Annotated in this window: 18 protein-coding genes; 3 read left to right on the top strand and 15 right to left on the bottom strand. The window is 65.6% G+C overall.

Annotated elements, in window-relative coordinates:
• The first annotated feature begins 35 nt into the window (after positions 1–35).
• From paoA to paoC, 3 genes are read left to right on the top strand one after another with little or no spacing between them, the layout of a single operon-like run.
• Positions 36–692 carry an aldehyde dehydrogenase iron-sulfur subunit PaoA gene (gene paoA / locus ACFFJ6_RS10350; protein WP_378387235.1) on the top strand — a complete coding sequence of 219 codons (657 nt, stop codon included), beginning with the start codon at positions 36–38 and terminating at the stop codon, positions 690–692.
• The gene (locus tag ACFFJ6_RS10345; RefSeq protein ID WP_378387233.1) at positions 689–1,639 is read left to right on the top strand and encodes an FAD binding domain-containing protein; all 951 of its coding nucleotides are present in this window, start codon (positions 689–691) and stop codon (positions 1,637–1,639) included. The genes paoA and ACFFJ6_RS10345 overlap by 4 nt, the downstream gene beginning before the upstream one ends.
• 4 nt (positions 1,640–1,643) lie before the next feature.
• Positions 1,644–3,887: an aldehyde oxidoreductase molybdenum-binding subunit PaoC gene (gene paoC / locus ACFFJ6_RS10340; RefSeq protein ID WP_378387231.1), complete on the top strand. Its 2,244-nt coding sequence runs from the start codon at positions 1,644–1,646 to the stop codon at positions 3,885–3,887.
• A 1-nt stretch (position 3,888) separates the two neighbouring features.
• Here the strand turns inward: paoC and ACFFJ6_RS10335 are convergent, their stop codons facing one another.
• The 15 genes from ACFFJ6_RS10335 to ccoN all read right to left on the bottom strand — a co-directional run bounded on the left by ACFFJ6_RS10335 (position 3,889) and on the right by ccoN (position 18,260).
• Positions 3,889–5,343 (bottom strand): sensor histidine kinase, encoded by a 1,455-nt coding sequence (locus tag ACFFJ6_RS10335; RefSeq protein WP_378387229.1) that lies wholly within the window; start codon positions 5,341–5,343, stop codon positions 3,889–3,891.
• Position 5,344: 1 nt separating this feature from the next.
• Positions 5,345–5,623 carry a circadian clock KaiB family protein gene (locus tag ACFFJ6_RS10330; protein WP_378387227.1) on the bottom strand — a complete coding sequence of 93 codons (279 nt, stop codon included), beginning with the start codon at positions 5,621–5,623 and terminating at the stop codon, positions 5,345–5,347.
• A gap of 9 nt (positions 5,624–5,632) precedes the next feature.
• The gene (gene kaiC / locus ACFFJ6_RS10325) at positions 5,633–7,324 is read right to left on the bottom strand and encodes a circadian clock protein KaiC (protein ID WP_378387225.1); all 1,692 of its coding nucleotides are present in this window, start codon (positions 7,322–7,324) and stop codon (positions 5,633–5,635) included.
• A 177-nt stretch (positions 7,325–7,501) separates the two neighbouring features.
• Positions 7,502–8,578, bottom strand: a complete 1,077-nt coding sequence (locus ACFFJ6_RS10320) for a methyl-accepting chemotaxis protein (RefSeq protein WP_378387223.1) — start codon at positions 8,576–8,578, stop codon at positions 7,502–7,504.
• A 244-nt stretch (positions 8,579–8,822) separates the two neighbouring features.
• On the bottom strand, positions 8,823–9,332 hold the full coding sequence (locus tag ACFFJ6_RS10315) for an Lrp/AsnC family transcriptional regulator (protein ID WP_378387221.1): 510 nt from the start codon (positions 9,330–9,332) through the stop codon (positions 8,823–8,825).
• Positions 9,333–9,548: 216 nt separating this feature from the next.
• On the bottom strand, positions 9,549–9,773 hold the full coding sequence (locus ACFFJ6_RS10310; RefSeq protein ID WP_378387219.1) for a hypothetical protein: 225 nt from the start codon (positions 9,771–9,773) through the stop codon (positions 9,549–9,551).
• A gap of 313 nt (positions 9,774–10,086) precedes the next feature.
• Complete coding sequence (locus ACFFJ6_RS10305) at positions 10,087–10,293, bottom strand: hypothetical protein (RefSeq protein WP_378387217.1); 207 nt, start codon at positions 10,291–10,293, stop codon at positions 10,087–10,089.
• Between the two features lie 14 nt (positions 10,294–10,307).
• Complete coding sequence (gene ccoS / locus ACFFJ6_RS10300) at positions 10,308–10,481, bottom strand: cbb3-type cytochrome oxidase assembly protein CcoS (RefSeq protein ID WP_378387215.1); 174 nt, start codon at positions 10,479–10,481, stop codon at positions 10,308–10,310.
• Positions 10,482–12,668, bottom strand: a complete 2,187-nt coding sequence (locus ACFFJ6_RS10295) for a heavy metal translocating P-type ATPase (protein ID WP_378387213.1) — start codon at positions 12,666–12,668, stop codon at positions 10,482–10,484.
• A gap of 38 nt (positions 12,669–12,706) precedes the next feature.
• On the bottom strand, positions 12,707–13,204 hold the full coding sequence (locus tag ACFFJ6_RS10290) for a FixH family protein (RefSeq protein WP_378387211.1): 498 nt from the start codon (positions 13,202–13,204) through the stop codon (positions 12,707–12,709).
• 21 nt (positions 13,205–13,225) lie between these two features.
• A complete protein-coding gene (gene ccoG / locus ACFFJ6_RS10285; RefSeq protein WP_378387209.1) occupies positions 13,226–14,686 on the bottom strand; it encodes a cytochrome c oxidase accessory protein CcoG in 1,461 nt (486 codons plus the stop codon).
• Positions 14,687–14,804: 118 nt separating this feature from the next.
• Entirely contained in the window at positions 14,805–15,686 is an 882-nt protein-coding gene (ccoP, locus tag ACFFJ6_RS10280) for a cytochrome-c oxidase, cbb3-type subunit III (protein WP_378387207.1), read from the bottom strand.
• A gap of 7 nt (positions 15,687–15,693) precedes the next feature.
• A complete protein-coding gene (locus tag ACFFJ6_RS10275; RefSeq protein ID WP_054161737.1) occupies positions 15,694–15,858 on the bottom strand; it encodes a cbb3-type cytochrome oxidase subunit 3 in 165 nt (54 codons plus the stop codon).
• A gap of 9 nt (positions 15,859–15,867) precedes the next feature.
• The gene (gene ccoO / locus ACFFJ6_RS10270) at positions 15,868–16,602 is read right to left on the bottom strand and encodes a cytochrome-c oxidase, cbb3-type subunit II (protein ID WP_378387205.1); all 735 of its coding nucleotides are present in this window, start codon (positions 16,600–16,602) and stop codon (positions 15,868–15,870) included.
• A gap of 11 nt (positions 16,603–16,613) precedes the next feature.
• Positions 16,614–18,260: a cytochrome-c oxidase, cbb3-type subunit I gene (gene ccoN / locus ACFFJ6_RS10265; RefSeq protein ID WP_378387203.1), complete on the bottom strand. Its 1,647-nt coding sequence runs from the start codon at positions 18,258–18,260 to the stop codon at positions 16,614–16,616.
• Positions 18,261–18,496: the final 236 nt, after the last annotated feature.

Below are 18,496 nucleotides of genomic sequence, written 5' to 3'. Positions count from 1 at the left end.
ACCGGCACGTTGTCTCCGACGAAACGGACCGGCCTATGGTGGAACTCAGCGACTTCGAACTTTCCCGGCGGAACCTGCTGCTGGGTTCGGCGGCGACGATTGCGCTCGGCGCGAAGCCGGGCGCCGCCGGCGCACAGATGCCGCCGAGCATGACGCCCGCCGCAGCGGAAGGAGCACCGACAACCGCCAAGGTGTCATTCACGGTCAACGGCGCGACGCGTGACCTGGAACTCGACACGCGGACCACGCTACTCGACGCACTGCGCGAGCATCTGCATCTCACCGGCTCGAAGAAGGGTTGCGACCAGGGCCAGTGCGGCGCCTGCACGGTGATCGTGGACGGCCGCCGCATCGCCTCCTGCCTGTCGCTGGCCGTGATGCACGAAGGCGACGAGATCACCACCATCGAAGGGCTCGGCACGCCGGACAAGCTGCACCCGATGCAGGCCGCGTTCGTCAAACACGACGGCTATCAGTGCGGGTATTGCACGCCGGGCCAGATCTGCTCGGCGGTGGCCGTGCTCGATGAAATCAAGGCGGGCATTCCGAGCCACGTCACCGCCGACCTGATGGCCAAACCCGAACTGACCAACGCCGAACTGCGCGAACGGATGAGCGGCAACATCTGCCGCTGCGGCGCTTACTCCAACATCGCCGAAGCGATCACCGAAGTCGCAGGGAGGCCGGCATGAAGCCGTTTACTTACGAGCGCGCCAAGTCTCCGGCCGAAGCCGCCGCAGCGGCGGCGCGGACACCCAACGCTAAATTCGTGGCCGGCGGCACCAATCTGCTGGATCTGATGAAGCTGCAGATCGAGGCACCGCAACATCTGATCGACGTCAACGCCATCGGTCTCGACAAGATCGAAGACACGCCGGACGGCGGCTTGCGGATCGGCGCGCTGGTGCGCAACACCGATCTCGCGGCCGACACGCGCGTTCGCCGCGACTATGCGGTGTTATCGCGCGCGCTGGTCTCAGGCGCCAACGGCCAACTGCGCAATCAGGCGACCACGGCCGGCAATCTGCTGCAGCGAACGCGCTGTCCTTATTTTTACGACACCAACCAGCCGTGCAACAAACGCAGTCCCGGCAGCGGCTGCGGCGCGCTGCAGGGGTACAGCCGGCAACTCGCAGTGGTCGGCGTCAGCGATGCCTGCATCGCGACGCATCCGAGCGACATGGCGGTGGCGATGCGCGTCCTCGACGCGACGGTCGAGACCGTCAGCGGCGACGGCGCGAAACGCAGCATTCCGATCGCAGAGTTTCATCGCCTGCCCGGCGACCGTCCGCAGGACGACACCACGCTGCGTCCCGGCGAACTGATCACCGCGGTGACGTTGCCGAAGCCGCTCGGCGGCACGCACATCTATCGCAAAGTGCGCGACCGCGCGTCCTTCGCCTTTGCGCTGATTTCGGTCGCCGCGATCGTGCAGCGCGACGGCAGCGGTCGCGTCGCACTCGGCGGCGTCGCTCACAAGCCGTGGCGCATCGAAGAGGCCGAGTCCGAGATGCCGCGCGGCGCCCAAGCGGTGACGCAGCGGCTCCTCGCCGGCGCCCGCACCACCGAGCAGAACGCATTCAAGGTCCCGCTCGTCGAGCGAACGCTGGGCGCCGTCCTCGCCGAAGCGAAAGGCTGATCCGATGAAATTCGACGCTCCCGCCACGACCAATCCGATCGACCGCCTCACCATCGTCGGCCAGCCGGTCGATCGCATCGACGGCCCACTGAAGACCACCGGCACCGCGCGCTACGCGTATGAACGCCACGACATCGCGCCCAATGCCGCCTATGGCTACATCGTCGGCGCCGCCATCGCCAAAGGACGGATAACCAGCATCGATCTGGCCGCCGCGAAAGCGGCCCCGGGCGTGCTCGCGATCGTCACCGCCGATAGTGCCGGCAAGCTCGACAAGGGCAGCAAGAACACCGCGAAGCTGCTCGCCGGCCCGGAGGTGCAGCATTATCACCAGGCCGTCGCGGTGGTCGTCGCCGAGACGTTCGAACAGGCCCGCGCGGCTGCGCAGCTCGTCCACGTCAGCTATCAGAGCGAGCGCGGCACGTTCGATCTGGCGGCAGAGCGTGATACGGCCAAGCCTGCCAAGGTGATGTCGGATCCCGGCGACTCATCGGTCGGCGATTTCGCCGCTGCTTTTGCGGCCGCACCCGTGAAGATCGACGAGACCTACAGCACGCCCGACGAATCCCACGCCATGATGGAGCCGCACGCCTCGACGGCGATGTGGGAGGGCGACAAACTCACAGTGTGGACGTCCAATCAGATGATCGCGTGGGGCGTTCAGGATCTCGCCAAGACGCTCGGCATTCCGAAGGAGAATGTGAGGCTGGTGTCGCCGTATATCGGCGGCGGCTTCGGCGGCAAACTGTTCCTGCGCGCCGACGCCGTGCTTGCGGCGCTGGGCGCTCGTGCCGCGGGCCGGCCCGTCAAGCTCACGCTGCAGCGTGCACTGGTGTTCAACAACACCACGCATCGGCCCGCTACCATCCAGCGCCTGCGCATCGGGGCGGATCGCGACGGCAAGATCACCGCGATCGGCCATGAAAGCTGGTCGGGCGACCTGCCAGACGGCAAGCCAGAAGGCGCGATCAGCCAGACCCGCCTGCTGTATGCCGGCCCAAACCGCATGACGGCGACCCGGCTCGCCGTTCTCGACCTTCCAGAAGGCAATTCGATGCGCGCGCCCGGCGAAGCTCCGGGCATGATGGCGCTGGAGATCGCTATCGACGAGATCGCCGAGAAGCTCAAACTCGATCCCGTCGAATTCCGCATCCGCAACGACACCCAGGTCGTGCCGGACGTCGGGGAAGCGTCCAGCAAGCCTGGCAACAGCACGGCGACGAAGCAGCTTCCGTTCTCGCAGCGGCAGCTCATCGAATGCATGCGGATCGGCGCCGACAAGTTCGGTTGGGACAAGCGCAATCCGCAGCCCGCGTCGGTCCGCGACGGCCGGTGGCTGGTGGGCATGGGCGTCGCCGCGGCGTTCCGCAACAATATGCTGACCAAATCCGCGGCCCGCGTCCGGCTCGAACAGGACGGCACGCTGGTGGTCGAAACCGACATGACCGACATCGGCACCGGCAGCTACACCATCATCGGCCAGACCGCGGCCGAGATGATGGGCCTGCCGCTGCAGAAGATATCTGTGCGCCTTGGTGACTCGCGCTTTCCGGTCTCGGCAGGCTCCGGCGGCCAGTGGGGTGGTAACAACTCCACGGCCGGCGTTTACGCCGCCTGCGTCAAGCTGCGCGAAGCGGTGGCGCGGAAGCTCGGCTTCAATTCGGCAGAGGCCGAGTTCGAAGGCGGCGAAGTTCGCGCCGGCAACCGCCGGGTGCCGCTTGCCGACGCCGTGCGCGACGGTCAGATCGAAGCCGAGGACGGCATCGAATACGGCGACCTGCAGAAGAAGGCGCAGCAATCGACCTTCGGGGCGCATTTCGTCGAAGTCGGCGTCGATGCCGCAACGGCTGAAATTCGCGTGCGACGCATGCTGGCGGTTTGCGCCGCGGGCCGCATCCTCAACCCGAAAACGGCACGCAGCCAAGTGATCGGCGCGATGACGATGGGCGTCGGAGCCGCGCTGATGGAGGAGCTGGTGGTCGACAAGAAGGTCGGCTTTTTCGTCAATCACGATCTCGCCGGCTACGAAGTGCCGGTGCATGCCGACATCCCGCATCAGGACATGATATTCCTCGACGAGACCGATCCGATGTCGTCGCCGATGAAGGCCAAGGGCGTCGCCGAGCTCGGCATCTGCGGCGTCGCTGCCGCGATCGCCAACGCCGTGTACAACGCGACCGGCGTCCGCGTGCGCGACTATCCCGTCACGCTGGACAAGCTGATCGACAAGATGCCGCCGATCGGCTGAGCTAACCGCGCGGGATCGAGATCCGGCAGACGACGCCGGCGGGACGAAATTCGAGCGTGGCGCCGCCGTTGCCCAGGCTGCGCGAGATCAACGTCTGGCCGAAGCCGGAGGAGGTCGGCGGCGTCACCAGCGGGCCGTCCTGTTCCTGCCATTCGATCGTCAGCGCCTCGACGTCACTCGCTTCGAGGCGCCGCACCGAAATCTTGCCGCCGGGCACCGACAGCGCGCCGTATTTCACCGCATTGGTGACGAGCTCGTGGAACACCAGCCCGAGCGATACCGCGATCCGGGCATCGACCGCGATATCGAGCCCCTCCGTCACGATGCGGCCGCTCGACAGCGATGCGAACGGCTCCAGCTCGGCGCCGAGCACGTCCTTGATCTGCAGGTTCTCCCACGAGGAATTCGACAGCAGCGTATGGGTCGCCGCCAGCGCCTGCAGCCGGCCGGAAAACGACTTCTGAAAATCCTCGATGGTGCGCTCGTGCGCGGCGGTGCGGGCGCAGATCGCCATCACCATGGCCAGCGTGTTCTTCACGCGATGATCGAGCTCGCCCATCAGCAACGCCTGCCGCCGCTCGGCGGCCTTGCGGTGTGACAGGTCCACCAGCGTGACCACGCAGCCCTGCATCCGCTCGCCGGACACCACCAGCGGCGCGGCGCTGATCATCACGTCGGTGATCGCAGCGGATGGCGCGCGCACGGCGGCTTCGAGGCCCTGCACCGGCATGCCACTGATCGCCATGGTGACGATGTCGGCGCCGCTCATGAGGTCGGTTGCGTCCGCAAAGGTCAGGTCGATCGCTTCGCCGAAGATCTTGCCGATCGGCGATGCGGCGCAGATCCGTATCGCGGCGCCGTTCAGATGGGTAACGCGGCCGGCGCGGTCGCACACGATCACCGCTTCATTGGCGGAGGCGAGGATCGCGCGGGCCAGCCGCTCGGATTCGCGCGCCGCCGCGGCCTCCTCGCGCTCGCTGATGTCGGTGAAGGTGATGGCAGTGCCGCGCACGACGCCGAAATCCAGCGGCGCGCCCGTGAGCAGCAGGCTGCGGGCGCCGGCTTCGGCGCGAAGATGAATCTCCGCGGTCTCGCGCCGCTGAACCGCCTGCGCCAGCAGGCGCCGAAACTTCGCCTGGTTAACCGAGTCGAGCAGCTCGATCAGCATCGCGCCGGTGAGCGAGCCGGCAGGCCGGCCGAGCAGCATGCACAGCGCGGCGTTGGCGTAGAGCAGCTGTCCTTCAGCATCGAACGCAGCGGCGCCGACGTCCATCGTCTCCATGAAGGTCCGGTACGACTGGCTGCTGCCTTCGAGCGTGAAGACCTGTTCGCTGTCGCCGCCCGAGACCACGACGGCGTCGATCTCGCCGTCGCGGATCGCCCGCAGGGTCGCTTCGGCCTCTTCGAGCCTTGCTTCAAGTTCGGCCCGGCTGAGCTCCGCGACCGCCGACGTCACGTCAGGATCCTTCGACCGACAGATGCACCAGCACCTTCGGCGTATCGGAGAGATCGCCAATGATCTTGCGGATCGGCACCGGCAGTTCTTTGACCAGCGTGGGGATCGCCACGATGCCGTGCTCGCGGGCGAGCTGCGGATGCTTCTTCAGGTCGATCACCTCGACCTTGTACTTGCCGGCCAGATGCTCGGCGCAGATCCTCTCGAGGTTGCGGATCGCGGCCAGCGATTTCGGCGTTTCGCCGGCGACGTAGAGAACGAGCTTGATCGGGTCGGCCATTCCACTTTCCTATTTCGTGTCCGGGCCGGCGCGACGCAGCCGTCGGGCCAATGCCATCGCTTCGGCGTCCATCTGGCTCTGCTTCAGATAGGCATCCTCCGCGTCCGTCATACGCTTCAGTTCGGATTCGTCCGCTGCCAATTCCGCCTGCAACGCTTCGATCTGCGCCTGCGCGCGGCGACGGCGGTGCACGATCTGATCCTGCATCCGCGCGGTCTCGCTGCGGCGATTGGCCTCGGCCAGCCGCACCCTCGCCTCCTCGGCCCGGCGGGCCGAGCCGGTCAGCGCGCCGCCGACTCCCAGATAGGGCTCGAGCAGATGGATGCCATCATTCGACATCACGAATTCGCGCACCTGGTTGGAGTGCGCGATGCCGCGCGCCTTCAGCAGGTAGAGCTCCCGGTTGAACTCGCCGTTCGATTCGCGATTGAGCAGCAGGATCCACGCGTCCATCAGCGACGACAGTCCGGCGTCGGTTTCGGCGTCCTTCGCGTGGGCGATGTGACTGAAAACCCCGGTGATGCCGTTGGATTTCAGATAGTCGACGATGCGCAGCAGCATCGACTGAACCTCGCCGAGTTCGCCGGAGCCGACGAACGCCGAGATCGGATCCAGCACCACCAGGCTCGGCTTGAAGCGCGCGATCTCGCGGAGCATCACCGCGAGGTGCATTTCGAGACTGTAGAAGGTCGGACGCGCGGCGATATAGCGCAGCTGGCCCGCCTCGATCCATCGGCCGAGATCGGTGCCGATCGACTTCATGTTGCGCACGGTCTGCGCTTCGGATTCCTCGAACGACAGATACAACGCGCGTTCGCCGCGGCGGCAGGCGGCGTCCGCCATCCTGCCGGACAGCGAGCTCTTGCCCGAACCGGCCACGCCGGTGATCAGCACGCTGCTGCCGCGGTAGAAGCCACCGCCGGACATCATGTCGTCGAGGTCGGCGACGCCGGTCGAGATCCGGTCGTCATAGACCTTGTGGTTCAGCCCGAGCGACGACACCGGCAGCACGCTGAAGCCGTCTTCGTCGATCAGGAACGGATATTCATTGGTGCCGTGCGCGGTGCCGCGATATTTGACGATGCGCAGCCGGCGCGTGGAGATCTGGTTGTCGATGCGGTGGTCGAGCAGGATCACGCAATCGGAGACGTATTCCTCCAGCCCCTGCCGGGTCAGGCTGCCGTCTCCGCGCTCGCCGGTGATGACCGCGGTCAGCCCCTTCTGCTTCAGCCAGTCGAACAGCCGGCGGATTTCGGCGCGCAGGACGGCCGGATTCTGAAACGCCGAGAACAGGCTCTCGATGGTGTCGAGCACGATGCGCTTGGCGCCGATTTGATCGACCGCGAATTCGAGCCGAAGAAACAGCGCTTCGAGGTCGTAGTCGCCGACCTCGGCCACCTCGGTCGGGTCGATCGCGATGTGCTCGATCAGGATGCGCTCCTGATCGATCAGCCCCTGCAGATCGAAGCCGAGCGACTGGACGTTGTCGACGATATCGACCGGCCGCTCCTCGAACGTGACGAACACCCCGGTCTCGCCGTAGTGCCGCGCCCCGTTGATCAGAAACGTGGATGCGAACAGTGTCTTGCCGCAGCCGGCTGAACCACACACCAGACTCGGCCGCCCCGACGGCAATCCGCCCAGCGTGAGATCGTCAAAACCTTCGATGCCGGTGCGGGACTTGGCGATGCCTTCGGTCATTTGAACTCGGATGCCCTAATCCCCGAGTTTGTATTTGAACCGGAACCGCCTGCCTAGAGGGCCGCCATGAAAATGAAATCCAGCCACTTAGGAACTTTTTGACGTGATCGCTTTTTACCGCTCACGCCGATGACCCGCCCGCGGATCAAATGATACAATTTGATGCTTCGCTCACATCTATTGGCCGCGGCTGATGATAGCGCCGTACCAGCCGAGCCCTCGATACGTCTCGTAGCCGGGCGTCAGATGGAAGCCGACCAGCGCTCCGGAGCTGTCCCGATACGTGCCACGCCGCTGACCGGAGATGCGTAGCGCCAGCCGCTCCTCGAGCAGGCCCTGCCCGTCCGACGCGGCGATCACCCGGTAATTCGAATCCAGCAACAGCACCCGGGCCTTGTCGTGCGGGTCGAGCCGGACGCCCTCGACGATCGCTCTGGCCTGCGGCTCCCAGTCGAAATGGATGGCGAGGATGCCGATCGGGGCGCCGTCGCGTCTGCCCTGGCTCCGCACGCTGGCGCAGTAGGTCGCCACGGTGGCGTTGCCGAGCTGGGGCATCCGCTCGATATCGCCGGCGACGTAGTCGTCGCCCGAGTGCAGCCGCCGTGCCTGCTCGAACCAGGCGCAGCCGGCGACGCTGCTGCCCACCACGTCGAACCGCTCCGGGCGGCCGTTGGCAATCACCTTGCCGTCCAGGCTGCACAGCCACAGGTCGAGATACACCGTGTAGGCCCCCAGGATCACGGCCAGCCGCTCGCTGACATGAGCGACGGCCTGCGGCGACGGAGCAGCGGCGCAATCGACCACCGCGGAGTCGGTGGCCCACCAGCGCACATCGCAGGTGCGTTCGTAGAGATTGCGGTCGATCAGCTCGACGGCATTGAGCGACAGATCGACCAGCCGGTCGCCGCGCGACCGCTCGCTCATCGTATCGATCGTATGGATCAGCTCGCCGGTCCGCCGCGTGAGCTGGCTTTCCAGGTCGCGCGCGATCTCCTCGATCTGCGCGCCGACATTGCGCACCTCCTGGGCGACGATGGCGAAGCCGGCCCCCTGCTTGCCGGCGCGGGCGCTTTCGATCAACGCGTTGAGCGCCAGGATCTTCATCTGGCTGGTGATCTTCTGGATCGACTTGGTCTTGCCGCAGGCGATCTCGTTGACCTCGGAGGTCAGCCGCGCGACCAGCGTCGATACGTCGGACTCATCCGAACCGGACTCCGGACCGAGCTTGGCCGCCCGCGTTGTCGCACCGATCATTCGTTTCCCGCCCCCGGCGTCACCGCACCGGAGGAAAAGATGACGAACTATTCCTAATATCGACTAAACCCAAAATCGGGAACTGATCACTCGATTGCCGCCGCACCGCGAACTAATCAATGCCGCACCTGCTCACAAGTGATCACTTCCGGACAATATGCTAACCAGTTCATCACGGCCGGACATCGGCCATGCTCAACTTGGCGGCAAACCGACGCGGAGATCCCACGTCAGGCCGCCGGTCTCAGGCGGCAGTCAGTGGCGGCACCGGAAGCGCCGTGACGGATTTGATCTTCTCCATCGCGAACCGCGACGTGACATTTTTCAGCGCCACCGTACTGATCAGCCGCTTGTAGAACACATCGTAGGCGCGCATGTCGGCGACCACGACGCGCAGCATGTAGTCGACGTCGCCGGCCATCCGATAGAACTCGATCACTTCGGGCATCGCCGCCACGGCGTCCGCAAAGGTCTTGAGCCAGGCCTCGGAATGGTCGCCACTCTCGATCGAGACGAACACCGACAGGCCGAGCCCGATCTTGTCCTGATCGACCAGCGCAACCCGGCGGGTAATCACGCCATCGGCCTCCAGCCGCTGGATCCGCTTCCAGCACGGCGTCGACGACAGCCCGACCCGGTCGCCGATCTCGGCGACCGACAGCGACGCATCCTGCTGCAGGACGGTGAGGATTTTCCGGTCGATCGCATCGAGGCGACGGCTGGTTTCGGCGACGGGGGTCTCGACGTCAGACATGAGAGAACATTCTTCCAAATCAAATGATGCGCAGCATCATACGTGGAAGATTTTTTCACGCAAGCCGCCTTTTTGGGCGGCACATCGAGCTGCGGGTCCTCCAGGAGACGGCTTGGCGCGCCTGATCTCCCATCGGCCGGGCTCGGGCCGGGCAAGGACGAAAGGGGCGTGATTTGAAAAGGTTAGGGTCAGATTCCAGCCATTGTTCGGGCTGGCTCAAGCGAGGCCAAGCTTGAGGCCACGGCTGGGGCGGAGACTTTCGACCAGGCGCAGGGCGGCCTTGTGGGCGTCGCCGGCGGAGCGGAAATCCTGGCCGTCGAGCGCGGTGAAATCGTCGGTGGCGGCGTGGAAGCGGAAGCCGCGGCCGTCGCGGACGACGATGCCCGCGGCGCGCGAATGGACTTCGATGATGTAGGCGGTGGATGCGACGGCTTGGGACATGGCGGCTGCTGACTCGAAGCTGACGATTCGCGGTGTGCGAATGCCGGCCTGATAGCCGCGCTCTGCGTCAGGCCGATGAAACGGGCTTAACGCTTTGGTGCTGCGACGGTTTGCCCAACCTCGCGCCGCGGACAGCGCAACCTCTCCCGCTTGCGGGAGAGGTCGGATCGCGCAGCGATCCGGGTGAGGGCCGCGGCCTCTCCGCGAGTCGCCGGCTCACTGCCTGGGGCGCCCTCACCCCAGCCCTCTCCCGCGGGCGGGAGAGGGGGCGCGCTGCGACGCCGGGAGAGGGGGCTCGACGAACGCGTGCTGCTCAGCAGCAGGACATCGGCGGGAACATCGGCTGCAGCTTGCGCAGCGCCCGGTAGAACCGCGCGAACATGCGGTAGGGCCAGGGCTGCGCCTGCAGCCAGCGTTCCTTGACGTCGTCGTCGCTGCCGGGCGGGACCTCGATGCGCGGCTCGGCCGCAGCAGGTCGCGGGATCAGGGCGTCCGGATCGACATAAGTGAGCAGTGCCATGGCAGCCTCGCTCTTTATCCTCGTTTCGGGGCCGGCGGCGGCATCGGCTGGTCGTCGTCGGAAATGGCGCGCCACGCTGCGCCGTCGAGATCTTCATACTGGCCGCTCTTCAGCGACCACAGGAAAGCCGCGAGTCCGAGCAGGCCGAGCACCAGGGCCAACGGCACCAGGATCACCATGACTTCCATCTACCTGCCTCCACGGCGGACGCGGCGGGCGCGCATCGCATTCAGCATCACCAGCACCGACGAGCCGGACATCGCCAGCGCGGCGATCAGCGGCGTGGCGAAGCCGGCGATCGCGATCGGCACGGCCAGCACATTATAGCCGATCGCCAGTGTCAGGTTCTCGCGCATCACACTCATCGCCTTGCGCGAATAGTCCACCGCGGCCAGCACCGGCGCAAGCTCCTTGCCGAGGAACACCAGATCGGCGGTGGCCTGGCTGAGATGCGTGGCGCTGATCGGCGACATCGAGACATGCGCGGCGGCGAGCGACGGCGCGTCGTTCATGCCGTCGCCGACCATCATGACGTTGCGGCCCTGCGCCTTCAGCGACTCGATATGGGCGATCTTCTCGGCCGGCGTCACCCCGGCCCGCCACGCGCTCACGCCGAGCGCATCGGCGGCGTGTCGCACCGCCGGCTCGCGATCGCCGGACAACAGCTCGACCGCGATGCCGCGATTGATCAGCGCATCGATGGTCTTGGCGGCGTCCGGCCGCAGCAATTGCCGGACCGCGAACACCGTGCGCTGCGCGCCGCGGCTGAAGGCGACGACCGAGACTTCCGGGTCTTCGCTGAGGATCGCATTGGCCTCGACGTCGGCGCCGCAGAACGACGGGCTGCCGAGCCGCAGCTCCTCGCCGTCAATCGTCGCGCGGACGCCGCGGCCGGGCTCCTCGGTGACGCCGGGCAGCGGCGCCTTGGCGCCCGAGGCACGCGCCACCGCTGCGGCGACCGGATGATGGCTGGCGAGCGCGAGCCGTCCGGCGAGCTGAAACACATCGGCCGGCACGGCGGCGGCGTTGACGACGTCGAGCTCAGGCAGCGTCAGCGTGCCGGTCTTGTCGAACACGACCGTATCGACCGCCGAGGCGCGCTCGACCGCGTCGCCGGCATTGAGCAGCACGCCGGCGCGGAACATCGCGCCCGACGCCACGGTCTGCACCGCCGGAATGGCGAGGCCGAGCGCACAGGGGCAGGTGATGATCAGCACCGCGATGCCGGTGACGACGGCGTCGTGCCAGCTCGCGCCGGCCAGCACCCAGCCGATCACGGTGAGCAACGCGGTCGCGTGCACCACCGGGGCATAGAACTGCGACGCGCGGTCGGCGAGCCGGACATAGCGCGAGCGCGCCTGCAGCGCGTGGTCGAGCAGCCGCGTGATCTCCGACAGCAGCGTACCTTCGGCCGCCGCGGCGACGCGGACGCGCAGCGTGCCGGTGATGTTCAGCGTGCCGGCATAGACCTGCGTGCCGCGCTCGGCTTTTGCGTAAAGCGTTTCGCCGGTGATCAGACTCTGGTCGATCTCGGAGCGGCCTTCGACGACGTGGCCGTCGACCGCGCAGCGCTCGCCGGGGCGCAGCAGCACGATGTCGCCGGCGCGCACCGCGGCGATCGGCACTTCCGCGATCTCGTCGGTGCCGACGAATTTGGTCGCGGTCTCGGCCTTCAGCGCCGCCAGATTGCCGGCGACCGCGCGGGTCTTCTGCCGCATCTTCTGATCGAGGAAGCGGCCGGCGAGCAGGAAGGCGATCAGCATGATCGCCGCGTCGAAATAGGTGTGCTCGGCGTGGTTGATGGTTTCGACCAGCGACATGCCCAACGCCAGCGTGACGCCGATCGAAATCGGCACGTCCATGTTGACGCTCTTGGCGCTGAGCGCCCGCCAGGCCGACTGGAAGAACGGCTGGCCCGCATAGGCGGCGCAGGGCAGCACAACGAGTGCCGACAGCCAGTGGAAGAAGTCGCGTGCTTCCGGGCTGAGATCGCCGCCGAACCACACCGGCACCGACAGCATCATCACGTTCATGGTGGCGAAGGCGGCGACGCCGAGGCAGCGCAGCAGAAACTTCGACCGCTCGGCTTCTTCGACTTCGGCGCGGACCGGCTCGTACGGATAGGCCTTGTAGCCGAGTTCGGCGAGCCGATCGATGAACAGCGCCGGCTCCAGTTCGCCCTTCTTCCACTCCACGGCGAGGCGGCGGTCGGTCAGGTTGACGCGCGCCAGCGTGACGTCAGGTATAGCCGCGAGGCCGCGCTCGATCTTGGCCATGCAGGCGGCGCAGGTGACGCCTTCGACCGCGAGGTCGAGATGCGCGACATCTTGATCGACATCCTTGACGTAGTGAGAGAAGTCCCGCGTCATCAACATGCAGCGACCCTTTGATCCCGCGCCCCCAAGCGTCCCGATCAATCCAGCTTCAGACGATTCTTCGACAGGAACATGCGCAGGCCGTTCTGATCGCCTTCCAGCACCAGATCCCAGCGTCCCGGCAGAACCTCCACCAAATCGCCCTGGTAGACGCCGCTGCCGACCTCGGCGAGTGTGATTTCGCGATCCCATTTCTTGTCGGCCGGACGTTCGAGCCGGCCCACGAAGGACAGGCCCGCGAGCGGCAGCCCGGCCCGGTCGCGCGCTTCGACCCGCAGCGTCGCCTTGCCGTCCGGGCGGCGCTCGAGATTGGCGTTGACCTTCCAGCCTCGCTTCTCCTGATCACGGGCAGCCGCGATCTCGTTTTCATAGCCGAGGCTCGCCGCATAGGCGCTGTCGACCTCGGTGCCGGGCAGCGTCTTGATCGCCAGCGTCATCATCAGGCCGTTGACGCCGAACACGACGCCGAAGAACGCGACGAGCGAGGCGAGCACGACCTTGCCGGTGAGCTGGCGGGGCTTGGACGAACGGGACATGGCGGCAACTCCAGTGACGGCTCAGGGCGTGACGAACACGTCCTTGGCGGACGCGACTTCGCCGAGACCGATATCGGTGACATGGAACGTCACCGGAACCGATTTGGCGATCTCTTCGTTCGAGTTCGAATCCACCAGCACACGCAGCTCGGTGGTGGTGTCGCGGGCGAGAATGATCATCGGCCGGTCGGGCGTGATCGAATCGGCGCCGACGACGTGGATGCGGGCGTTCGGCGGGCCATCGACGTCGACCGCGACGACCCGGTCGAAGCCGCGCTTGTTGAGGAACCGGATGGTGTAGCCGTTGCGCACGGAGCCGTCGCTGAGCCGCACCGCGACCGGGTTGCGGTCGTGCAGCACGTTGAGGTCGAGCAGGCTGCGGTTCATCAGCGCGTACAGCATGACCGCGCCGATGCTGACGATGATCGCCGAATACACCACGGTGCGGGCGCGCAGCGGCTTGAAGACCTCCGGCTTGCCCTCCATCCGGCGATGGATGTTGATGTCGTTGTCGTAGCCGATCAGCCGCGTCGGGCGGCCGATCTTGGTCATCACGTTGTCGCAGGCATCGATGCACAGGCCGCACTGGATGCAGTCGAGCTGCGGTCCGTTGCGGATGTCGATGCCGGTCGGGCACACCGCGACGCATTGGTTGCAGTCGACGCAGTCGCCGACGTGCTCACCGGCGGCGCGCAGCGCTGCGGCTTTCTTGAACGAGGTGCGCTTCTCGCCGCGGTCGTACTTATAAGTGACGTTGAGCGCCCATTCGTCGGTCAGCGCCGCCTGGATGCGCGGCCAGGGGCACATATAGACGCAGACCTGCTCGCGCATGAAGCCGGCCAGCGTGTAGGTCGTGAAGGTGAGGATACCGATCCAGATATAGGCGACCATCGGCGCCTGGAAGGTGACCAGTTCCTTGATCAGCGTCGGCGCGTCGGCGAAGTACAGCACCCAGGCGCCGCCGGTCCACCAGGCGATCATCAGCCAGATCGAGTGCTTCAGCACCAGCTCGGCGCCGCGCTGCAGGTTCCACGGCTCGGTCGCCTTGCGCATCCGCTCGCGGCGATCGCCTTCGATCAGGCGCTCGACCGCGTAGAACAGGTCGGTCCACACCGTCTGCGGGCAGAGATAGCCGCACCAGACACGGCCGCCCAGCGCGTTCATCAGGAACAGCGCCACCGCCGCGATGATCAAAAGGCCGGTGAAGTAATAGATCTCCTGCGGCCACAGCTCGATGAAGAAGAAATAGAACCGGTTGTTGGCGAGATCGATCAGCACCGCCTGGTCGGGGGCACCGAGACCGCGATTCCAGCGAACGAAGGGCAGGAAGTAATAGATCCCGAGGCAGACCGCCATCAGGATCCATTTGGTCCGTCGGAACGGCCCCGTGACGCTCTGCTGATAGATCTTCTTGCCCGCCGCATACAGAGGGCCGTCGTCCTCGTCGGGGGTGAAATCGACCGGGCGCAGCGGCTTGTTCATATCGGGGCTCGTTTTTGTTGTTGTGTCGTCGAGCATCGGCTCGTTCCGTAGCGTCATATCCGGGTCCGGACCCTCGGGCGCCCCCGCCACCCGAGGTGTCCGTCCGGAAGGGCAGCGGCTACTTGCCGCCGCCCAGCGAGTGGACGTAGACCGCCATCGCCTTGATGGTGGCGGGGTCGAGGCGTCCGATCCACGCCGGCATCACACCGCCGCGGCCGTTGGTCAACGTCTCGATCATGGTCGCTTCATCCGAACCGTACAGCCAGATCTTGTCGGTCAGATTGGGCGCACCGAGCTCCGGATTGCCCTTGGCTTCGTCGCCGTGGCAGGACGAGCAGGTCTCCGCGAAGATCTGCTTGCCGGCCGCGAGATCGGCGCCCGGCTTGGTCGACAGGCCCGACAGCGACCGCACGTAGTTCACTACGTTGACGATCTGGTCCTTGGTCAACAGGCCGTCCTTGCCGAACGCCGGCATGTTGCCCTGGTGACCTTCGTCGTTGCCGGAGCGGGCGCCGTACTTGATGGTCTGCTCGATCTGCTCGAGCGAACCGCCCCACAGCCAGTCGTCGTCGTTGAGGTTCGGGAAGCCCTTGCCGCCGGCGGCGCCGGAGCCGTGGCAGGCGGCGCAGTTGTCGCCGAACACCACCTTGCCCTTGGCGCGGGCCAGCGCCAGCAGCGCCGGATCCTTCTCGATGTCGGCGAGCGGCGCCGCGGCGAGCACCGCCATCTTGTCGCCGCGCACCGCATCGAGCTTGGCGAGGTCGACGGCGAGTTCGGCGCGGGACGAGTAGCCGAACAAGCCCTTGGTGTAGCCGTCCATCAGCGGCCAGGCCGGATAGACGATGAAGTAGCCGATCGCCCAGACGATGGTGGCGTAGAAGGTCCAGATCCACCACCGCGGCAGCGGCGTGTTCAGTTCCTTGATCCCGTCCCACTCATGGCCGGTCGTGCTGGTGCCGGTGACCTTGTCGATCTCGGCGTGATGTGCGTGGTCAGCCATGGTCCTATCAATCCTCTCGCAGCGGCATGCGCGCAGCGTCGTCGAAAGCCGTCTTATTCTTCGGCCACAGCGCGTAGGCGACGATGGCGAAGAAGATCACCATGAACAGCGGCGTCCACCAGACGGTGACGAAGCTGGATACGAAGTTCTCGACCGAGATGATCGCTTTCATGTCTCCACCTCAGCGCAAATTGGCTTTTTCGTTGTAGAGTTTGAAGTCGACCAGCGTGCCGAGCATCTGCAGATAGGCGACCAGCGCGTCGAGTTCGGTCGGATCGCCGCCCTGGCCGTCGAAATTGCGGACGACCGCCTTCGGGTAGCGCTTCAAGAGATCGGCGGCGCCGGCGCTGTCCGGATCGATCTGGGTCTTCAGATCTTCCGCAGCCTTGGCGACGTCTTCGTCGGTGTAGGGCACACCGAGTGCGCGGTTGGTGCGCAGGTGGTCGGCGATGCTCGAGGGATCGACCTTGTTGCTGGCCAGGAAGGCGTAGCTCGGCATCACCGACTGCGGCACGATCGACCGCGGGTTCTTCAGATGCGAGACGTGCCAGTCGTCGGAGTACTTGCCGCCGACCCGCGCGAGGTCCGGACCGGTGCGCTTGGAGCCCCACTGGAACGGATGGTCGTACATCGACTCCGCCGCCAGCGAGTAGTGGCCGTAGCGTTCGATCTCGTCGCGCAGCGGACGGATCATCTGCGAGTGGCAAAGGTAGCAGCCTTCGCGGATGTAGACGTTGCGGCCGGCGAGTTCGAGCGGGGTGTAGGGGCGAACCCCGTCCACCTTCTCGATCGTGCTCTTGAGGTAGAACAGCGGCGTGATCTCGACCAGGCCGCCGACCGCGATGACGAGGAGAATACCCACGATCAGGACGATCGAGTTCGTCTCGAAGATCTTGTGACGATTCCAGAAAGACATCGACCTATTCCTTACTCGGCGGCCTGCAGGGCGACGCGCGGCTGGGCCTCTGACGATTCACCGACGCGAACCGTCATCCAGAGATTGTAGGCCATGATCAGCGCGCCGATCAGGAACAGCCCGCCACCCGCAGCGCGGATCGCATAGAAGGGGTGCATCGCCTCGACGGTTTCGATGAACGAGTATTCCAGGAAGCCGAGCGAGGTGTAGGCGCGCCACATCAGACCCTGCAGGATGCCCGACACCCACATCGCCGAGATGTAGAGGACGATGCCGAGGGTCGCGATCCAGAAGTGCCAGTTGACCAGACGCAGGCTGTAGAGCTGCTTGCGGCCCCAGACCCACGGCACCAGGCAGTACAGCGCGCCGAAGGAGACGAAGCCGACCCAGCCGAGCGCACCGGAATGCACGTGGCCGACGGTCCAGTCGGTGTAGTGACTGAGCGAGTTCACCGCCTTGATGGCCATCATCGGACCTTCGAAGGTCGACATGCCGTAGAAGGCGACCGACACCACCATCATGCGGAGCACCGGGTCGGTGCGCAGCTTGTCCCAGGCGCCCGACAGCGTCATCAGGCCGTTGATCATGCCGCCCCAGGAGGGCATCCACAGCATGATCGAGAACGTCATGCCGAGGGTCTGCGTCCAGTCCGGCAGCGCGGTGTAGTGCAGGTGGTGCGGACCGGCCCAGATGTACAGGAAGATCAGCGCCCAGAAGTGGATGATCGACAGCCGATAGGAATAGACCGGCCGCTCAGCCCGCTTCGGGATGAAGTAGTACATGATGGCCAGGAAGCCGGCGGTGAGGAAGAAGCCGACCGCGTTATGGCCGTACCACCACTGGAACATCGCGTCCTGCACACCGGCCCAGGCGATGTACGACTTGGAGCCGAGCAGCGAGACCGGCAGCGTCGGGTTGTTGCCGAGATGCAGCACCGCGATGGTCAGGATGAAGGCGAGATAGAACCAGTTCGCAACGTAGATGTGCGGCTCTTTGCGCTTCATCAACGTCGCGACGAAGATCAGAAGATACACAACCCAGACGATCGTGAGCCAGAGGTCGGCGTACCATTCGGGTTCGGCGTACTCCTTCGACTGCGTGACGCCGAGCAGATAGCCGGTGCCCGCGATCACGATGAAGAAGTTGTAGCCGATCGCGACGAACCAGGGCGCGAGGTCGCCGGCGAGGCGTGCCCGCGTGGTTCGTTGCACGACGTAGAAGGAGGTCGCGAGCAACACGTTGCCGCCGAAGGCGAACACCACCGCGGAGGTGTGCAGCGGCCGCAGCCGGCCGAAGTTCACCCACTGCGCGACGTTGAGCCCCGGATAGGCCAGCTCGAGCGCGATGTAGAGGCCCGCCGTGAAGCCGGCGATGCCCCAGAACATCGCCATGAAGGACAGAAACTTGATCGGACCGAGATTGTAATTCGGGACGCCGTTGATTTCCTGCGGCGGCAGGCCGGTGCGGCGGCTGTAGCGCGTAATGATCGCGAAGACGGCCCAGGCGCTGAAGGCAGCGCCGAGAGCAGCGTGGAAGGCAAAGGGCGCATCCTTGGCGAAGATCGTCGCGTAGATGCATAGCACCGTGGTCAGGGTGAACACGAGCGTCAGACCACCCTCGCCAAGGGTGATCCGTTTGGTTGTGAGAGCTTGATTCATCTGATCAATCTTTTCTCGGCGGGGCAGTTGGTCGCACCAAACCCGGAATCCCAAAAGGCCGTTTGATCGAAATCAAATTGCATAATTTTGCGCCATGTCGGCGGGGCCGGGGGCGAACGGCTGTCGGATTCGGCAGGAAGTGCAGCAAAGCAAGCGCGTAGCGTGGCGTCGCCTCGGACCAGTACGAGGCGTTTTCAACTGCACTTAACAGCCGCTTTAGACCAAGGGATGAGTTG

The sequence above is a fragment of the Rhodopseudomonas telluris genome (assembly GCF_042432815.1).
Taxonomy (GTDB): domain Bacteria; phylum Pseudomonadota; class Alphaproteobacteria; order Rhizobiales; family Xanthobacteraceae; genus Rhodopseudomonas; species Rhodopseudomonas telluris.
Note: the sequence above shows the minus strand (reverse complement) of the source record. Positions and strands in the feature narration are given on the sequence as shown.